At 72.2% G+C, this 17418-nt stretch carries 11 protein-coding genes; 3 read left to right on the forward strand and 8 right to left on the reverse strand.

Annotation, left to right across the window (positions count from 1 at the left end; genetic code table 11):
• Positions 1–129: 129 nt before the first annotated feature.
• Positions 130–600 (forward strand): pyridoxamine 5'-phosphate oxidase family protein, encoded by a 471-nt coding sequence (locus ACIQRL_RS37645; RefSeq protein WP_401340254.1) that lies wholly within the window; start codon positions 130–132, stop codon positions 598–600.
• 41 nt (positions 601–641) lie between these two features.
• Here ACIQRL_RS37645 and guaA read toward each other — a convergent pair whose 3' ends face one another.
• Positions 642–2222: a glutamine-hydrolyzing GMP synthase gene (gene guaA / locus ACIQRL_RS37650; protein ID WP_389076743.1), complete on the reverse strand. Its 1581-nt coding sequence runs from the start codon at positions 2220–2222 to the stop codon at positions 642–644.
• 328 nt (positions 2223–2550) lie between these two features.
• On the opposite strand from guaA, the gene ACIQRL_RS37655 reads away from it, so the two are divergent.
• The gene (locus ACIQRL_RS37655; RefSeq protein WP_401340256.1) at positions 2551–2835 is read left to right on the forward strand and encodes a chorismate mutase; all 285 of its coding nucleotides are present in this window, start codon (positions 2551–2553) and stop codon (positions 2833–2835) included.
• A 522-nt stretch (positions 2836–3357) separates the two neighbouring features.
• On the opposite strand, the gene ACIQRL_RS37660 is transcribed toward ACIQRL_RS37655, so the two are convergent.
• Both ACIQRL_RS37660 and ACIQRL_RS37665 read right to left on the reverse strand, forming a co-directional pair.
• On the reverse strand, positions 3358–4575 hold the full coding sequence (locus ACIQRL_RS37660; RefSeq protein ID WP_401340259.1) for a hypothetical protein: 1218 nt from the start codon (positions 4573–4575) through the stop codon (positions 3358–3360).
• Positions 4576–4736: 161 nt separating this feature from the next.
• A complete protein-coding gene (locus ACIQRL_RS37665; protein WP_401340262.1) occupies positions 4737–5147 on the reverse strand; it encodes a hypothetical protein in 411 nt (136 codons plus the stop codon).
• Between ACIQRL_RS37665 and ACIQRL_RS37670 the strand changes: the two genes are divergently transcribed.
• Entirely contained in the window at positions 5140–5781 is a 642-nt protein-coding gene (locus ACIQRL_RS37670) for an LPXTG cell wall anchor domain-containing protein (RefSeq protein ID WP_401340265.1), read from the forward strand. The two genes, ACIQRL_RS37665 and ACIQRL_RS37670, sit on opposite strands and share 8 nt — an antisense overlap.
• Positions 5782–6414: 633 nt before the next feature.
• Here the strand turns inward: ACIQRL_RS37670 and ACIQRL_RS37675 are convergent.
• The 5 genes from ACIQRL_RS37675 to ACIQRL_RS37695 form a co-directional block, all read right to left on the reverse strand.
• Positions 6415–8235, reverse strand: coding sequence for a GMC family oxidoreductase N-terminal domain-containing protein (locus ACIQRL_RS37675; RefSeq protein WP_401340266.1), 1821 nt, complete (start codon positions 8233–8235; stop codon positions 6415–6417).
• 72 nt (positions 8236–8307) lie between these two features.
• On the reverse strand, positions 8308–9894 hold the full coding sequence (locus ACIQRL_RS37680; RefSeq protein WP_401340436.1) for a succinic semialdehyde dehydrogenase: 1587 nt from the start codon (positions 9892–9894) through the stop codon (positions 8308–8310).
• Positions 9895–10524: 630 nt separating this feature from the next.
• The gene (locus ACIQRL_RS37685; RefSeq protein ID WP_401340269.1) at positions 10525–12192 is read right to left on the reverse strand and encodes a protein kinase; all 1668 of its coding nucleotides are present in this window, start codon (positions 12190–12192) and stop codon (positions 10525–10527) included.
• 62 nt (positions 12193–12254) lie between these two features.
• On the reverse strand, positions 12255–13994 hold the full coding sequence (locus ACIQRL_RS37690; protein ID WP_401340439.1) for a serine/threonine-protein kinase: 1740 nt from the start codon (positions 13992–13994) through the stop codon (positions 12255–12257).
• Between the two features lie 188 nt (positions 13995–14182).
• Complete coding sequence (locus tag ACIQRL_RS37695; protein ID WP_401340272.1) at positions 14183–17260, reverse strand: protein kinase; 3078 nt, start codon at positions 17258–17260, stop codon at positions 14183–14185.
• Between the last annotated feature and the right edge of the window lie 158 nt (positions 17261–17418).

Below are 17418 nucleotides of genomic sequence, written 5' to 3' on the forward strand. Positions count from 1 at the left end.
TACGGAGCGGAAGTTACCCGGGGTCAGCGCAGGAGAACAGGGGTGTTCCGTGAGAGAAAAAAGAGGAACAAAGAGGGACACCCGCAATACCCGACAGAAGATGTCGGGTATGCGCGCCAGACTCGGGTCATGAACTGGGCAGCTCTCTCCACGGCCGAACCGGATCTCGCCGGCACCGTCGAACAGCGCTTCGGCGCCTTCACCCACCACGTCCTCGCCACGCTCCGCAGGGACGGCTCGCCCCGCACCTCCGGCATCGAGGTGCGTTTCCTGCATGGCGAGCTGTGGCTCGGCATGATGCCGGACTCCCTCAAGGCGCTCGACCTGCGCCGCGACCCGCGCTTCGCGCTCCAGGCGAATCCGGGGGCCGGCACCGGGATGGGCGGCGGCGACGTGCGGATCAGCGGGCGGGCGGTCGAGGTGGGCGACGACGTCCCCGCGAAGGCCACGTACGTGAAAGAGGTGGAACCGCCGGAGCCGTTCCACCTCTTCCGCACCGAGCTGACGGAGGTCGCGCGGACCTACGTGGAGGACGAGACCTATCTGGTCGTCCAGGTCTGGAAGCCCGGCGCGCCGGTGCGCACGCTCAAGCGGACCTGAAGGGGAGGGTCACTCCCCCTGGGGAATCCCCCGGAAGGGGACTACTCCCACTCGATGGTGCCCGGGGGCTTGCTCGTCACGTCGAGCACGACGCGGTTGACGTCGGCGACCTCGTTCGTGATGCGCGTCGAGATCTTCGCCAGGACCTCGTAGGGCAGCCGCGACCAGTCGGCCGTCATGGCGTCCTCGCTGGACACCGGACGCAGGACGATCGGGTGGCCGTACGTGCGGCCGTCACCCTGGACGCCAACGCTGCGCACGTCGGCGAGCAGGACCACCGGGCACTGCCAGATGTCCCGGTCGAGACCGGCGGCGGTCAGCTCCTCGCGGGCGATGGCGTCGGCCTGGCGGAGCAGGTCGAGACGCTCCTTGGTGACCTCGCCGACGATCCGGATGCCGAGGCCGGGGCCGGGGAACGGCTGGCGCTGGACGATCTCCTCCGGGAGGCCGAGCTCCTGGCCGACCATCCGGACCTCGTCCTTGAACAGCTTGCGCAGCGGCTCGACGAGCTGGAACTCCAGGTCCTCGGGGAGGCCGCCCACGTTGTGGTGGGACTTGATGTTGGCGGTGCCGGTGCCGCCGCCGGACTCGACGACGTCCGGGTAGAGCGTGCCCTGGACCAGGAACGCGACGTCCTCGCCCTCGGCGGCCTCGGCGATGATCTCCGCCTGGGCCTGCTCGAAGACGCGGATGAACTCGCGCCCGATGATCTTCCGCTTCTCCTCGGGGTCCGAGACGCCCTTGAGCGCGGTGAGGAAGCGCTCCTCCGCGTCCACGACCTTGAGCTGCACGCCGGTCGCGGCGACGAAGTCCTTCTCGACCTGCTCGGTCTCGCCCTGGCGCATCAGACCGTGGTCGACGTACACACAGGTGAGCTGGGAGCCGATGGCCTTCTGCACGAGGGCCGCGGCGACCGCCGAGTCCACTCCGCCGGACAGACCGCAGATCGCGCGCTTGGTGCCGACCTGCTCGCGGATCAGGGCGACCTGCTCGTCGATGACGTTGCCGGTCGTCCAGGACGGGGTGAGACCCGCGCCGCGGTACAGGAAGTGCTCCAGGACCTGCTGGCCGTGCGTGGAGTGCATGACCTCGGGGTGGTACTGGACGCCGTAGAGCTTCTTCTCGTCGTTCTCGAAGGCGGCGACCGGGACGACGTCCGTGGAGGCCGTGACGGTGAAGCCCTCGGGAGCGGCGGAGCAGGCGTCGCCGTGCGACATCCACACCGGCTGCTCGTCCGGGGTGCCCTCGAACAGGGTGGAACCCGACTTCGAGACGTGCAGGGGCGTACGGCCGTACTCGCGGGCTCCGGTGTTGTCGACCGTGCCGCCGAGGGTGGTCGCCATCAGCTGGAAGCCGTAGCACATGCCGAAGACGGGGACGCCCGCCTCGAAGAGCTCGCGGTCCAGGCGCGGGGCGCCCTCCGCGTAGACCGACGAGGGACCGCCGGAGAGGATGATCGCGGCCGGGTTCTTGGCGAGCATCTCCTGGACCGGCATGGTGCTCGGCACGATCTCGCTGTAGACCCGGGCCTCACGGACGCGACGGGCGATGAGCTGGGCGTACTGCGCACCGAAGTCGACGACCAGGACGGTGTCGGGGGCGGCGGGGGACGCTTCTGGCACGGTCTGCCTTCCGGCGGTGAGCAAAAGGGTGTGTACGGCCGATTCTACCGGGGGCCGCGGTGGGTCCGGCGCCCGCGGGGTTCCGGGCCTCGGTCTCACCATCCGAACCTGCTTGGCCGGCGCCCTCGTGGGCGTGCATACTGCCGTCATGCTCACGCACACGACCTACCTGTTTACCTATGGCAACCGGCCCACCGGCTGCCATGGTCGTGCCGCTTGAGCAACTGACAAGCGACTTCCCAGGCGCCCCGGGCCGACAAGGCCCGGGGCGTCTGCCGTTTCCGGGCCCTGCCGCTCCGGGGCACCCCTTCCACCGAGGAGCCCCACCATGGCCGACGTACTCGACAAGACCGGCGCCCGCACCGACGAGGCCGCCGACGTGATCACCGGTGCCCGTGAGCGCATCGACGCCCTGGACGACCGGATCATCGGTCTCGTGCAGGAACGGATGGCCGTCTCGGCCGTGATCCAGGAGGCCCGGATCACCTCCGGCGGCCGCCGGGTGAACCTCTCCCGCGAGATGGAGATCCTCGCCCACTACCGGGACGCGCTCGGCAAGCCGGGCACCTCGCTGGCCATGACCCTGCTCGAACTGTGCCGCGGCCGGGTCTGAGTTCCCCACAGGGGTACGGCGTCCGACACCCGGCGTACGCACGTACGCATGCCCTCTCACCCGTACGGCGCATGACCGGGAGGTCGCGGACTTCGTTTCTTCTGGTGTCCGTGTCAGCCAGGGGCGGGCCCGAAGGAACCACGCGTGGCTTCGCTGGAGCGATGAGACGTACGGATCGTGCCGTGCGTCGTGGGACCTCGCTCCAGGTGGTGTGACCGGACGGCAGGGGACAGCAGCCCGGTCACTCAAGAGAACGGTCGGCCCCGGGGACGCCCGGGGCCGTCCGACGGAACCGTTCAGGGCCGGCGCCATGTGCGCCGCCCTCGTGTGCCGCCGCGCTCGACCGGCGGCCACTCCCGCGACCAGCGGCGCATCCCCCGACGCCGCCTCAAGGCACCGGCGCCTCCCTGACGTCGGTGCTGTCGGAAGAAGGGCCCCGCGGACAGCCGTCCCGCGGGGCCCTTCGACGTGGGGCGGGCGCGGCCGCCGGGGCACGGTCCCCGGAACCCGCGGCGGACGCGGTCAGACGCGGGACACCGTGCCGCAGTCGGCCGAGCGGGAGAGATCGAGGTCACGCCTGCGGTCGTACGGGTCGGTGGTCGGACCGGACGGCGAGGCGTCGGTGGGGGTGGCCGACACCGAGTCCGACACGAACTGCGGGTGCAGGAAGCCGTCGTAGATGTCGCAGGCGGAGTTGCCGATGCTCTCGTCGTACCGACGGATCGTCAATTTGCCGGGGGTGACCAGGAACTTCCTCGGGTCGGAGAACGAGACGTCGAGGACGCGGCGCACGATGGTGCGGGTCACCTCGGCCGAGTTCCCGCGTGCCGGGGACACCGGGTAGACGAAGGTGTAGTCGGCGTGGATGGCGACGGACGCGTCCTCGCCCGCCTTGAAGGTGATCCGGCCGTGCACCTTGACCACCCGCCCGACCAGGCGTGCCTCGTGGGGATCGAAGCGGCTGAACATGCCCAGCGGATCGTGCTTCCTGTCCGGCGCGCGCAGTCGGCGGTTGACCTCGTCCACCACCCGGTTCTGCTTGGGGTCGAGGACGGCGAGCGCCGCCTCGGGACGCTCACCGCGCAGGGTCGCCGGGTCGAGGTTCGCCCCGACGAGCAGGTTCTTGGTCTGCTTCAGCGCGGTGGCCACCTGCCCCTTCGTGAGGGAGCCGACCGGGGTGGCCTCGGGGACGACGATGGCGGCCGAGCCGTCGGCCCAGCGCTCGGCGGGCGATCCGGCGAACGGGTGTTCCCTGGTAGGTGTCTGCGCGTCCGGGGCGGAGGGCGGCGCGGTCGGGGCCGCCGTCTCGGCGGGCAACGTGGGGGCGGCCGACGCGGACTTGGCCGAGGCGGACCTGGCCGCCGCGCCGAAGGGATCACCGGGCAGCAGCGACGGCTTCATCGCGACGACCACCACGGCGACGGCGAGCGGGATCCCGAGGATCGCCCACAGCCTCCGGCGCCGGGCGGCGCGCCCGTCCATCTCACGCCAGGCGGGACCCGTCCGCCAGCCCTCGGGCTGGGCGGCCGGCCGCGCTTCCTTGCGGGTGGCCCGGCGGGCTGCCCGTTCGGCCTCCCGGGCGTCCTGCAGCCGCAGCCGCTCCGTCACCATGCGCGCCCGGGCGGACGGCTCCTTGGGGGCCGAGCCGCGGATGTCGCGTTCACTGTCGCGCGCGAAGCGTTCCCACACATCGTCAGGAACCGTCGGCTCCCCGGCTTCCCCCGGCTGCTTTTCGGACACGAAGCCAATTTGTAAGCGGCTCGAACGGGCGTACGCAAGCCCGACCGGTGTGTGACTCAGGCCACATAAGAATTCAGTGAGAGGCCGGACAACCATTCTCAGGTTTCGCCGGTCACACCTGCAGAACCAACGGCCACACCCGCGCCCCACACGCGGAGGCCTCACCCATAAACGCCATATACGCGCCACGAGTTCACGGCGCACCGGACATCTGAGGTCTTCATGAAGCTTCGCCGTGCCATGGCCACTGCGGCCGCGACGGCTGTCATAGCCCCGCTCGCGTTGCTGTCGGTCGCGCCGGCCGCGTTCGCGGACGAAAGCCCGTCCCCGAGCGCGAGCACATCCGAGTCCCCGTCCCAGTCGGCGTCGCCGAGCGCCGGCACGTCGGAGTCCGCCTCGGCGTCCGCCTCGGCGTCCGCGTCCGCGTCGGCGTCGGCGTCCGCGAGCGCGTCCGCTCCGGCCCCGAGCGGCTCCGCCTCCGCCTCGGCGTCGGCCTCCGCTTCCGCCTCCGCGTCGGAGTCCCCGGACCCCGAGCCCTCCGAGTGCTCGGACTCCAAGGTCCAGGTGTCCATCGCCGGACTGCCCGGCAAGATCGCGGCGGGCAGCGGCTGGCACAAGTTCTCCCTTGCCGTTCTGAACAACTCCGACTCCACCCTGAGCGACCTCGGCTTCTTCGCCGGCGCGTCCTCCGACAAGGCCGGCGACGACCTCTTCCAGAGCAAGAAGGTCCAGCTCCAGGCGTACAACCCGGACGACAAGACCTGGGAGGACGTCGACTCCGAGGGTTACGCGGTCGGCTTCGTCGGCTACACCGACGAGCTCAAGCCCGACTACGAGGTCGACATCCCGCTCCGGATCAACGTGAAGTCCAGCGCCCCGGTCGGCGCCGGCTTCTCCCTCGGCGCCAGCATCTACGGCGACGCCGACGCGGCGTGCACCGGCTTCGGCGAGGTCGCGTACAAGTTCCAGATCGTCTCGTCCGGCACGGACACCGACGGCACCAAGCCGCAGGAAGGCGGCAAGGTTCCGGTCTCGGACAAGCCTGCCGACAAGGGCAACACGCCGCAGGTGGACGGCAGTCTCGCCGCGACGGGCTCCAGCTCCGCCCTGCCGATGATCGGCCTCGCCGGCGGTATCGCCGTCGTCGCCGGTGCCGGCGCGCTGGTCGTCGTCCGTCGCCGCAAGTCCGGTGGCGCGACCGCGTAACACGGCCCGGCCAGACCGAGGCGGCCACCAAGCCTCGCCGGACGTCGCGAGAAGTCACACAAGGCCGCGAGAAGAGAAGGACCTGTGCTCGGAGGGGGGCGCAGGTCCTTCTTTTCGCTGTCCGGGGGCTGGAGTTCGGGTTCGAGCAGGGGGGCCGCTCGTCCGGGTCGGGGCCGGGGTCGAGGTCCGGCTTCGAGCCGGGCCCGGATTCGGGTCCGGCTTCGAGCCGGGTCCGGCCCAGGTCCGGCCCAGGTCCGGGTCGGCCCGGCTTCGAGCCCGGCCGGGTCGGGTCCGGGTCCGGGTCGGGACCGGGTCCGGATTCAGGACCGGGTCCGGGTCCGGGTCGGGAACGGGTCCGGCCCAGGTTCGGTGGTCGGCCCGGCTTCGAGCCCGGCCGGGTTCGGGTCGGGTCCGGGTCGGGTCCAGGTTCGGGGGTCGGCCCGGCTTCGAACCCGGCCCGGGTCCGGGTCGGGACCGGGTCGGGACCGGGTCCGGATTCAGGACCGGCCTGGGTTCGGGGTCGGCCCGGGTCCGGGTCCGGTCCGGGTTCGGGTCCGGGCCGGGTTCGGGTCCGGGCCGGGTCCGGGCTCGGGGTCCGGCCCCGGGCCGGTGTTGTAGCGGCCGGGGCTTGCGCTACGGCTTCGGTGGCATCGTCGGCATGCCCAGGAACGGCAGCCGCAGCGCGCCGAAGGCGTCCGCGGGGACGGCGGGCCGGCTTGGCTCCACCGCATTGAGGCGCTCGTACGCGGCTCCCGGCGCCGGACGCGGATCGGCCTCGCCCTTGTTGGGCCAGAACGACATGGCCCGCTCGGCCTGCGCGGTGATGGTGAGCGACGGGTTGACGCCGAGGTTCGCGGAGACGGCGGCACCGTCCACGACCGAGATGCCCGGGTGGCCGTAGAGCCGGTGGTAGGGGTCGATGACACCCTCCTCCGCTCCGGCGCCGATCGGGCAGCCGCCGAGGAAGTGCGCGGTGAGCGGGGTACCCATCAGCTCGCCGACATTGCTGCCCGCGAAGCCGTTGATCTCCTCGGCGATGACCGAGGCGGCCTGCGAAGCGGCCCTGATCTGCTTGGGGTTGGGAGCACCGTGCCCCTGACGGGCCGTCAACAGCCCCTTGCCCGCGCCCTTCGGCTTCAGATACGTCGTCAGGGAGTTGTCGAGCGACTGCATGACAAGACCGATGATGGTGCGTTCGGACCAGCGGCGGTTGGACAGCGACCGGAGCACCAGCACCGGATGCCTGACCGCGTTGACGAGCCATCCGGCCACCCTCGACGAGCCCTCCGCGTAGGGGACTTGGAGGATGGACAGGCCGCCCATCGCGTTGGAGCCCTTGCCGTAGCGGACGGGTTCGATGTGGGTGTTCTCGTCCGGGTGGATCGAGGACGTGATGGCCACACCCTGGGTGAAGTCGGCCCTGGGCGTCCCGTGCGCCTTCCGGTAGCGGCGGTTGTCCGTCTGCGCGCCCACCAGCGCCTCGGAGTTGGTGCGGGTCAGCTCGCCCAGCCGCTTCGACAGGTACGGCAGCTGGCCGCCCGCCTTCATGCGGTGCAGCAGGGTCTGGGTGCCGTAGGTGCCGGCCGCGAGAACGACCCGGTGCGCCGTGAAGGTCCGCCCCTCCCCCTTGCGCCGCTCGTCCGTCGGCAGGGTCTGGACGGCGTACCCGCCCCGCGAGTCGTCGGTGACGGACACGACGGTCGTCATGGGATGGACGACCGCGCCCGCCTTCTCGGCGAGGTGGAGATAGTTCTCGTTGAGGGTGTTCTTGGCGCCGTGGCGGCAGCCGGTCATGCACTCGCCGCATTCCGTGCAGGCCTTGCGGGAGGGCCCGACGCCCCCGAAGTACGGGTCGGCCACCTCCTCGCCGGGCTTCGCCCCGGCCGACCCGTCCGCGTCCTGTCCGTCGCCGAAGAAGACGCCGACGGGCGCCATGTGGAAGGTGTCCCCGACCCCCATCCGCTCCGCGGCGGCCTTGAGGTGCACGTCCGACGGGGTCATGGTCGGGTTGAGCCGCACGCCCAGCATGCGCCGGGCCTGGTCGTAGTACGGCTTCAACTCTCCCTCCCAGTCGGTGATGTCCTTCCACTGCGGGTCCTCGAAGAACGGCTTCGGCGGTACGTAGAGGGTGTTGGCGTAGTTGAGCGAACCGCCGCCGACACCCGCCCCCGCGAGCACCATCACGTTGCCCAGCAGATGGATGCGCTGGATGCCGTACATGCCGAGCCGTGGGGCCCAGAGGTAGTTCTTGATGTCCCAGGAGTTCTTGGGGAGCGTGTCGCGGGTGAAGCGCCGGCCCTCTTCGAGGACTCCTACCCGGTACCCCTTCTCCGTCAGCCGCAGAGCGGTGACGGAGCCGCCGAAGCCGGAGCCGACGACGATGACGTCGTAGTCGTACGTTCCCCCGTCCGTTGCCTCGTCCGGCTGTTCCTGGACAGAGCTCTCCTGTGACACGTGCCGCTCTCCTCATCGAGAACCGGTCGGGGACCGTGGATCGTTGTCGAGGACCCGCGAAGGGCCAGGGGACTAGCGCAGCCGGAACACCTTCATGAGCTTCAGGCTCCGGCTCATGAACGCCGCGTACTTCTCGTCGTCCATGCCGAGGGACGGCGCCATCGGCAGCAGCCTCTGATGGGCGACCGTCTGCGCCTCGGTGTACTTGAGGATGCCCTCCGAGCCGTGCCGGCGGCCGAGGCCGGAGTCCTTCATGCCGCCCATGGGCGACTGGACACTGCCGTACGCGGGCGCGTACCCCTCGTTGACGTTCACCGTGCCGGTCCGCAGCCGGGCCGCGACCGCGCGACCGCGCCGCCCGTCCTTGGTCCAGACGGACGAATTGAGGCCGTACGAGGTGGAGTTGGCGAGCTCGACCACCTCGTCCTCGGTCGTGAACCGGTAGAGGGAGACGACGGGTCCGAAGGTCTCCTCGGCGCAGACGGCCATCGGGGCCTCCACTCCGTCGAGGATGGTGGGCTCGTAGAAGTACGGGCCGATGTCGGGCCGGGCGACACCGCCGGTGACGACCCTGGCCCCCTTGGCGACGGCCTCCTCGACGTGCCGCGTCACGGTCTCCAGCTGCCGCTCCCCGACCAGCGACCCCATGTCGGCCCCGTACGCCAGGGAGGTGCCCAGCCGCATGGCCCGGGTCCGGGCGGCGAACCGCTCGGCGAAGGCGTCGGCGATCGACTCGTGGACGTACAACCGCTCGATGGAGATGCAGAGTTGACCGGCGGAGGAGAAGCAGGCGCGGACGGCACCGGCGGCGGCCTTGTCGAGATCGGCGTCCTCCAGGACCACCATGGCGTTCTTGCCGCCGAGTTCGAGGGAGACCCCGACGAGACGGGCCGCGGCGCCCTGGGCGACCTCGCGGCCGGTCCGGGTCGACCCGGTGAAGGAGACGTAGTCGGCGTGCTTGACGACCTCGGGTCCGACGACCGGCCCCTCGCCGATGACGACCTGGAAGATCTCCGCGGGCAGCCCGGCCTCGATCAGCAGGTCACGCGCCCACAGGGCGGTGAGGCAGGTCTCGGTGTCAGGCTTCATGACGACCGCGTTGCCCGCGACGAACGCCGGCAGCGCGTCGCCGACCGACAGCTCCAGCGGGTAGTTCCAGGGCGCGATCTGCCCGACGACACCACGCGGGTGGCGCAGTTCGGTGACCTTGGTGAGGGTGGGGACCGCGCCCGCGTGCCGCTTGGGACGCAGGTACGAGGGCGCCTTGCGTCCGTAGTGGCGCGCGGCGACCACGACGGCCTGGACCTCTTCGTGGGCGTGCAGCCGGGCCTTGCCGGTCTCCAGCTGGATGAGGTCCAGCACCTCGGCCTGCCGGGCGAGCACGAGGTCGTGGAAGCGGAGCAGGACGGCGGCGCGCTGCCGTACCGGGGTGGCCGCCCAGGCGACCTGGGCGGCGCGGGCCCGCTCGAAGGCCTTCTCGACGTCCTCCGGGGTGGACTCGGGCACGTCGGCCAGCTTCTCGCCGGTGAACGGCGTGTGGTTGGCGGTCCGCCCGGAGCCGGCCACTCCCTTGGTGAGCTGCGCGACGAGTTCGGGGGTGACCACGTCGGCGGCGGTACGGGCGCCGGCCGGGGCGGGAGCGAGGGGGTTGGTGCCGATGGCCCCTGAGGTACCGGCCCCGTCCGCAGCCGCGGTGTCGTCCGCGCCGCTGTCGGCGACCACGGCCTCCGCGGCCACTGTCTCCGCGACCACAGCCTCCGCGGCCTCGTCCGGACCGGCCGTTTGCACGGCGGCGGGCGTCTCCGCAGCCGCGGCCGTCTCCACGGTGGCAGGCGTCCCCACGGCGACGGGCGTCCCCACGGCGACGGGCGTCCCCACGGTGGCAGGCGTCCCCACGGCGACGGGCGTCTCCACGGTGGCAGGCGTTTCGTCCGTGCCCGCGTTCGTCCCGGCCTTGTCGTCCGCGTCGGCCGACACGTCGGCGGCGGACGTCAGGTCCGTGGCGGTCGGCGTGGTCGCGTCGACCGCCGCGCCGGTACCGGCCGTCTCGTCGGTGCCGGTGTTTTCCGTGGCCTGCTCCGCGGCCTGCGAGTCCGTCATGAGCCGCAGGGTATGCCCGCTCGCTCCCTTTGGGTACCCGTCGGTAATGGCCTTTCACGGAGTACTCACACACCGCCAGTGATCACTGGCAGCGAATACGCTGATCAGGGCGTTGTCGATCCGACGATCACCGGGGGATCGTTTCTCCGGTTTCAGTCCGGTCACCGGGGAGGAGCGAGGCTGCGAGCTTCACGGGGCCACGAACGTATCGACCGCCACGTCGAAGTACTCCTTCGCCTCCGTCACCCGGCCCACCGGCGCGGAGACCCAGACGTCGTACATGCGGCCGCCCTCCTCCCAGCACAGGTCGTAGGTGTGCCGTGCGCCCTCCGCCGCGGTGAAGCCGTTCCAGGTGAACTCCCAGAGGGCGGCGAGGTGTCCGTCGTGGACCGTCCGGGCGACCGTGCCGTCGCGATAGCCGGGGTTGTTGGCCGGCCCGTCGGCGTCCGCCCGGCGCATCACGCCGAGCGGACCGCCCGTCTCGGGATCGGCCACCTTGATGCCGATGCGGAAGGTGCCACCCGGCGACATGTAGAAGATCCGCTCCCCCTGGGGATCCCGCGTGAAGCCGTTGGGCACGGCGAGCGAGAAACCGTTCGGATCCGACGCGGTGCGGTATCCCGAAGGTGCCGTGCGGGGGGTGGCGGCCGGCGACTGGCGCCGGGTCACCGTGACCGTGGGGTCGGCTCCCGCGGGCGGGGCCGAGTGCGTGCCGGACGCCGCGGACGACGTACTCGGTGTGCGTGAAGCCGAAGACGTACCCGCCGTCCGTGACGTGCCCGGCGAACTCGACGAGGCCGGTTTGCCGTCCCCGCCGCCGTCGCCCATCAGCAGCGCGGCCGCCGACACCCCCGCACCGGCCATCGCGGCGACCAGCGCGGCGGCGACGAGGAGACTGCGCGTGGACTGCCTGGGCGGCTGGTCCGCCGGGGTGGCGGAAGAACCGGGCGACGGCACGGGCGAGGGTCTGTGCAGGGGTACGTCCCGCCGCGTCGGGGTGTAGGGGACCGACAGCCTCGGCGTACGGCCGGTGTCCCGGAAGGTGCGCAGCATCCGCTCCGCCTCCGCCGCGTCGAGCCGCCGCTCCGGATCGCGCTCCAGCAGCCCTCGTACGACGGGCAGCAGCGGCGCGGCCTGGGCCGGTGGACGGATCTCGTCGACGACGACCGCGTGCAGGATGCCGCCGAGCGAGTCGCGGCGGAACGGCGACGCTCCGCTCAGCACCGTGCACAGCAGCGCGCCGAGCGACCACAGGTCGGACTCCGGGCCGGTCCGTGCCCCGGCCATCCGTTCGGGCGCGGTGTACTCGGGCGAGCCGACGAACGCGCCGGTCTCCGTGAGCGTCGTCGCGCCCGCGACCTGGGCGATCCCGAAGTCGGTGAGCACGATGCGGTCGGTGCCCGCTTCGACGAGGACGTTGGCGGGCTTGAGGTCGCGGTGCAGGACCCCCGCTTCGTGCGCGCGGCGCAGCGCTCCGAGCAGGTCGATGCCGATGCGGGCGGCCTCACGGGCGTCGACCGGTCCGTCCGCGGAGATCCGTTCGGCGAGCGAGCCGCCGTCGATCAACTCCATGACGATGTAGGGGCGTTCGTCGTCCTCGACGACGTCGTGGACGACGATGATGTTCGGGTGGTGCAGTTGCGCCACGGCCCGCGCCTCGCGCAGGGTGCGGTCGCGCTGGAGCCGGGCCTCCTCCGCCGAGAGCGAGTCGTCGAGGACCAGCTCCTTCACCGCGACCCGGCGGCCGAGCAGCTGGTCGGTGGCACGCCAGACGATGCCCATGCCGCCCCGGCCGATTCTGGCCTCCAGCCGGTAACGACCCGCGATCACACGGACGTTCTCCCCCTCGGTCCCCATGGGCCCCATCATGCCGCACCGGACGGCGACGCTCCGGAGCGATGACGTCGCCGTAGGTGTTATCAGGCCTTGGGGTTCCAGCTGCGCAGGATCACCTTGAACTGCTGAAGCGCGGTGTCCCAGTCCGCGGCGGGCGAGGACATGTAGATCGCGTACTCGACGCCGTTCCGGCCGAGGTAGGTCTGCTCGATGGCACGACGCTGCCCCGGGAACGGCGTCTGCTTCGGCAGCGCGGTCCAGGTGAAGTCCCACACGGAGCCGTGGCAGTCCCGGAACGTGTTCGCTTCGAGGCTCACCCGCTTGTAGTCCTGGAGCTTCGTCAACTGCTGTTCCAGGTCGAGCTGGTGGCTGTGCGGGTCCGGGAAGTCCGGTGAGTCGTCCACGGCGAAGCGGACGAAGTGCTTGCCTCCGTCCGGGCTGTAGTCGATCTGGGAGCTGTTGGGAATCCGCTTCCAGTTCTTGCCGGGAAGGGCGAGGGCGAAGCCGGCGGGGTCGTCCACGTTCACCCAGCCGGCGGGGAGGGTGCCGGTGGCGTTCCCCGTCCCACTCCCCGCCGACTCGCTGGGCTTGTCGGTGGCGCCGCCCTTGCTGCCGCCGGTCCCGGCGGAGTTCTCGCTGTTCTGCCGCCAGTTGTCCGCGTACCGCATGGCTACGGCACCGCCGCCGCCGACGAGCGCGGCCATGACCAGGACGAGGGCGACGGTGCGGCCACGCCGCCGCTTACGGGGCTGGGCGCCGGACTGAAGCTGGTACATCGTCCCGGCTGGGCCGCCGCCCTGGGACGCGGTCCCCTGCGTGGTGGCGCCGGTTCCGGGGCCGTGGTCGCCCGTGACCGGTGCGCCGTAGGACGGACCGGTGTGGGCGGTACCCCCGTGGGTCTGGCCACCATGGGTTCCACCCCCATGTGTCCCGCCCCCGTGGGCAGAGTCCTGCCCCCCGTTCCTGTCCACATGTTGTGTCGGCACGTACGCCTGTGCCGTCCTCGGCCGGCGGCCCTCCGCGGCCTCGGCGAGCATCTCCTCGGCCTCCGCCGACGAGGGGCGTCCGGCGGGGTCCTTGCTGAGCAGCGCGACGATGACGGGCTCCAGCGCACCGGCGTACTGCGGGGGCGTGAGCTCCTCGTCCACGACGGCCTGCATGGTCGACAGCGCCGACGTGCGCCGGAACGGCGACCGCCCCTCCACCGCCGTGTACAGCGTGGCCCCGAGGGCCCACAGGTCGGCGGCCGGACCGGGGTCGTGGCCCCGCACCCGCTCCGGCGCGAGATAGTCGACGGAACCGACGATCTCGCCGGTGCGCGTGATGGTCGTGTCACCCTCGACCTGCGCGATCCCGAAGTCGGTGAGCAGCACCCGCCGGTCGGTGGACAGCAGGACATTGCCCGGCTTCACGTCCCGGTGCAGCACCCCGGCCGTGTGCGCGGCGCGCAGCGCGCGCAGCACCCACAGCCCGATCCGCGCCGCCTCCTCCGGTTCGAGACGACCCTGCTCCTTGACCTCGTCGGCCAGCGAGTTGCCCTCGACCAGCTCCATGACGATCCACGGCCGGTTGTCGTGCTCCAGCACGTCATGGACGGTGACGACGGCCGAGTGGTTGATCCGGGCCGCGGCCCGCGCCTCGGCATGGGTCCGGGCGAGCAGCCGGGCCAGGTCGCTCTCGGCGACGTACAGCGCGGCGGTCAGCTCCTTGACCGCGACCGCGCGGTGCAGCACCTCGTCATGGGCGCGCCAAACCCGGCCCATGCCACCGCTGCCGATCGAGTCGACAAGCCGGTAGCGGCCCGCGAGGAGCAGGCCCTGCATCTGATTCACGTTTCCCCGCAATGGTCTTGACAGGGTCAGACTAAAGAGCGGTGCCCACCCAGGGAACAAGCGGGGTCGTACGGAGACCGCACTGTGACGGTTGTCCCTTCCTTGTACGGAAGGGAACCGTTCGGCGTTCAGGTGCCCTCGCCTGCCCAAACGTGGCATCCGGGGCGCAAAAGGCTTGTTCAGCCGGTGACTTGATAGGTCGACGACGCCTGCTCGTACAGCCGTGTCACCTCGTCGCGCTCGGCGTCCGGGCCGCGTACCTGCACCACGTGGTAGTGCCCGCCGACGAGGATCGCGAGGTTGCGCACATAGAGCGAACGCCCCGCGGAGTCCTGCCAGGTGAACTGGCCCTCGGCCATCACCTTGCCGCCCACGTCGATCCGCCGCATGCCGCTGGAGGTGGCCCAGGTCGAGTCGCGGAAGGGCTGCAACTCCTTCTCGCTCTCCCGCTGGTAGGTCATCGGGTCGCTGCCGTACGTGGTGGTGCCGTCCCGTCCGGGTACGACGATGAGCTCGAAGTCCCCCTGGGAGTAGACGACCTGGCCGCTGCCGTTCTTCGGCGAGCGGGTCCAGCCGCTCGCCACGGCGACCTGGAATCCCTCGGGGTCCTTGCGCAGTGTGAACCCCTGGGCGACGTTCGGGTCCCCGGCGGTGTGCGAGGACGTCGAACTGGACTTGCTCGAAGGGCTCTTGCCAGGGTCCGGCGAGGTCTGGTCGGGGCGCGGTTGGCTGCTCGCCGTCGCGTCGCCGCCGGTGTCGGGGGCCGGGTCGGCCTGTCCGGCGGCGCCGGTCCGCCCGTCACCGGTGCCGCTCCGGTCCGACTTGGGCATGAAGACGACGGCGTACGCGACCGCCGCGGCCAGCAGGAGCAGGACCAGCAGGAGCAGGTTGCGGCCCAGTCGGCGGGGTCCCGCGGAGCTCTCCTCTCTGGCCCGCTTGTGGCGGGCGTGCGGGCTGGTCGCGGGCAGCCCGGCGCGGCGCCTGCGGACCAGCTCGCCCCGGCGCCGCACGATCGGCAGCCGGCTCGGGTCGACGGGCGGCACGGGCACGACATGCGCCCCGGCCTCGGGTTCCGGCGCGGACCGCACCAGGGACCGCAGCCAGCCGCGCAGTTCCTCGAAGTCGAGCCGCTCGGTGGGGTCCTGGCGCAGCAGCGACTCGACGACGGGGCGCAGCGGGCCGCACTCCTCGGCGAAGGCGGGCGGCTCCGCGCACACCAGTTGCACCAGTTCGGCGGTGTTCTCCTCCGGGTAGGGCGCGTGTCCCTGCACGGCGCGGAAGAGCAGCGCGCCCAGCGCCCACAGGTCGGTCGCGGGTCCGATCGGGGCGGCCAACTGCCAGTTCTCGTGCACCGGTCCGGCCTGCTCGGGCGCCCAGCGCTCGGTGACAGGACCGACCACCGCCATCCGTGCCTGCCGGGCCCGCTCCGCCGCGAGCGCGGTGGCCGGCCCTCGGCGCGGTGGCGTCCCGACGACGAGCTCACCCCAACCGCCGCCCCGGCGACCGGGGTTGTGCGGGACGGGGGCGGGGCCCTGCGGCGCGCCGGGGACCCTGGTGTGGCCGGAGGCAGGGGAGGTTCCGGGAACCCGGGCGTGCCCGGAATCCGTGAACCCGCCGGAACGTCCCGGTACTTGGGTGGGACCGGAGGCCTGGAAGCCGCCGGAGAAACGGCCGTTGTCCGGAAGCCGTTCGTTGTCGAGGGGCTGTCCGGGGGCCGGGACGCCGGGACGGCCGCCGTGTCCTGCGGGGTAGGACCCCTGGCCGGGCGCGAGCGCGGGGTTGCCGTACCCCGTGGCACCCGGGACCGGCCTGCCGCCCGCTCCCGATCCGGCTCCCGGCTCCGATCCTGATCCTGATCCCGATCCTGAGGGGAGCGTGGGGCGCCGGCCGTTGTCCCCGCCGACGGCTCCGACGGGGCGCGGGGGAGCCCCGTACCCGCCGCTGCCACCGACTCCGTACGGGTCGGCTATCTGCCCCGGAGGCACGGTGTACGGACGCTGCGGCCCGCCTTGGCCGGGCAACTGCGGCGGGGCGTGGACCTGGGCCTGGGCCTGGGCCTGGGGGGAGTGCGGGGAGACGCCGTAGCGGCTGTCCTGGCCGGTCGGCTCGCCCTGCTCGCCGGGTGCCGAGGGCCGGGGTGCCGGAAGGGCGAGCGGGTCGCCCCGCTGCTCCCCCTGTACGCGAGCGGCGGCGCGTGCTCCGGCCCGGTACGCGGCGATGGCTCCGGCGCGCGCGGCACGGATCTCGTCCCCGGCGTCCTCCGCTCCCCCGCTCGCGTCGGGCGAGCGGCCGGGCCCGGCCGCTCCCTCGGGACGGCCCGGATCCGCCGGACCGCCCGCTTCGAGCGCACGCGGGCCCCGGCCCGCCGTGGGCGTCCCCGGAACCGGTGTTCCCTGCTCCGCGCGGGCCTCGATCGCCGCCCGCCGGGCCGCTTCGGCATCGGCGCCGCTCGTGGCCGCCACGGCGACACCGCGCGCCGCACCGCCGAATCCGATGCCACCGGCGGGACCCCGCCCGCCCGCGGCACCCGGCCCGCCTCCGGTGGCACCCCGGGAAGCGCCCGCCCCGGCAGGACCGGCGTTCCCCGGCTGCCCGGCGCGGGAGCCCGACCCGGATCCGGGCTCGGCCGTGAAGTCGCCCTCCGGCGCCGGCACCGGGTCGTACCCGCACAGCGCCTCCTCGGCCGCCCCGGCCGCCAGTCCGGTGAGCAGGACGCGGCCGTCGTCGCAGACGAGCACCGTGCGCACGGTGATGTTCCGGTGCACCCATCCGTGCGCGTGCAGGACCCGCAGCGCGGTCAGCACGTCGGCGGCGACCTCGGCGGCCCGGTAGGGGCTGAGCGGCTTCTCGGCGAGCAGTGCGGCGAGCGGCCTCGCGGGCACCAGCTCGCTGACGATCCACAGCGACCCGCCCTCGGCGAACACGTCGAAGACCTGGTCGAGCCGGGGGTGGTCGGGGATCTGCGCGGCGGCCTGCGCGGCCTCGATCGCCCGCCGGACCGCCGGTTCGGTGGGCCGGCGCGTGGTCCGGGCGGACGCCCGCCGCACCCCGCCGTCCCGGGCCACGAACCCGTCGGGCAGTCCGTCCGCGTCGAGCACCTCGGCCTCGACGACTTCCGGCAACGGCACCTGCCGTACCAGGACTTCCTGCCCGCTGTAGGTGTCGAAGGCCCGGCTCTCGGCGAGTTCGTACTCGTCGGACGGCGGCAGAGGCAGGCGGTAGCGGTCGGCGAGTACCCGTCCCGCGTAGTCGTCCACGATGCTTCCCCCAGCCGACCGGTTGGTCAATTCCGTTCGCCGTGCGTCCCGTTGTGGCTTCGTTCGGTCCGCAACCACTCACGATACGTGCCCGAGGCAACCCGCAGAGCGGTGATGCGAGATCTCGGGCTCCCCTTCGTGGCGGAACGTCACCTCGG

Source organism: Streptomyces sp. NPDC091209 (genome assembly GCF_044757755.1).
GTDB lineage: Bacteria > Actinomycetota > Actinomycetes > Streptomycetales > Streptomycetaceae > Streptomyces.

What these genes read in the sequence shown, in the direction of transcription:
- ACIQRL_RS37645 (WP_401340254.1), top strand. Translation starts at nt 130, where the DNA reads ATGAACTGGGCAGCTCTCTCCACGGCCGAACCGGATCTCGCCGGCACC.
- ACIQRL_RS37655 (WP_401340256.1), top strand. Translation starts at nt 2,551, where the DNA reads ATGGCCGACGTACTCGACAAGACCGGCGCCCGCACCGACGAGGCCGCC.
- ACIQRL_RS37665 (WP_401340262.1), bottom strand. Translation starts at nt 5,147, where the DNA reads ATGGACACCTGGACCTTGGAGTCCGAGCACTCGGAGGGCTCGGGGTCC.
- ACIQRL_RS37685 (WP_401340269.1), bottom strand. Translation starts at nt 12,192, where the DNA reads ATGGGGACCGAGGGGGAGAACGTCCGTGTGATCGCGGGTCGTTACCGG.
- ACIQRL_RS37690 (WP_401340439.1), bottom strand. Translation starts at nt 13,994, where the DNA reads ATGCAGGGCCTGCTCCTCGCGGGCCGCTACCGGCTTGTCGACTCGATC.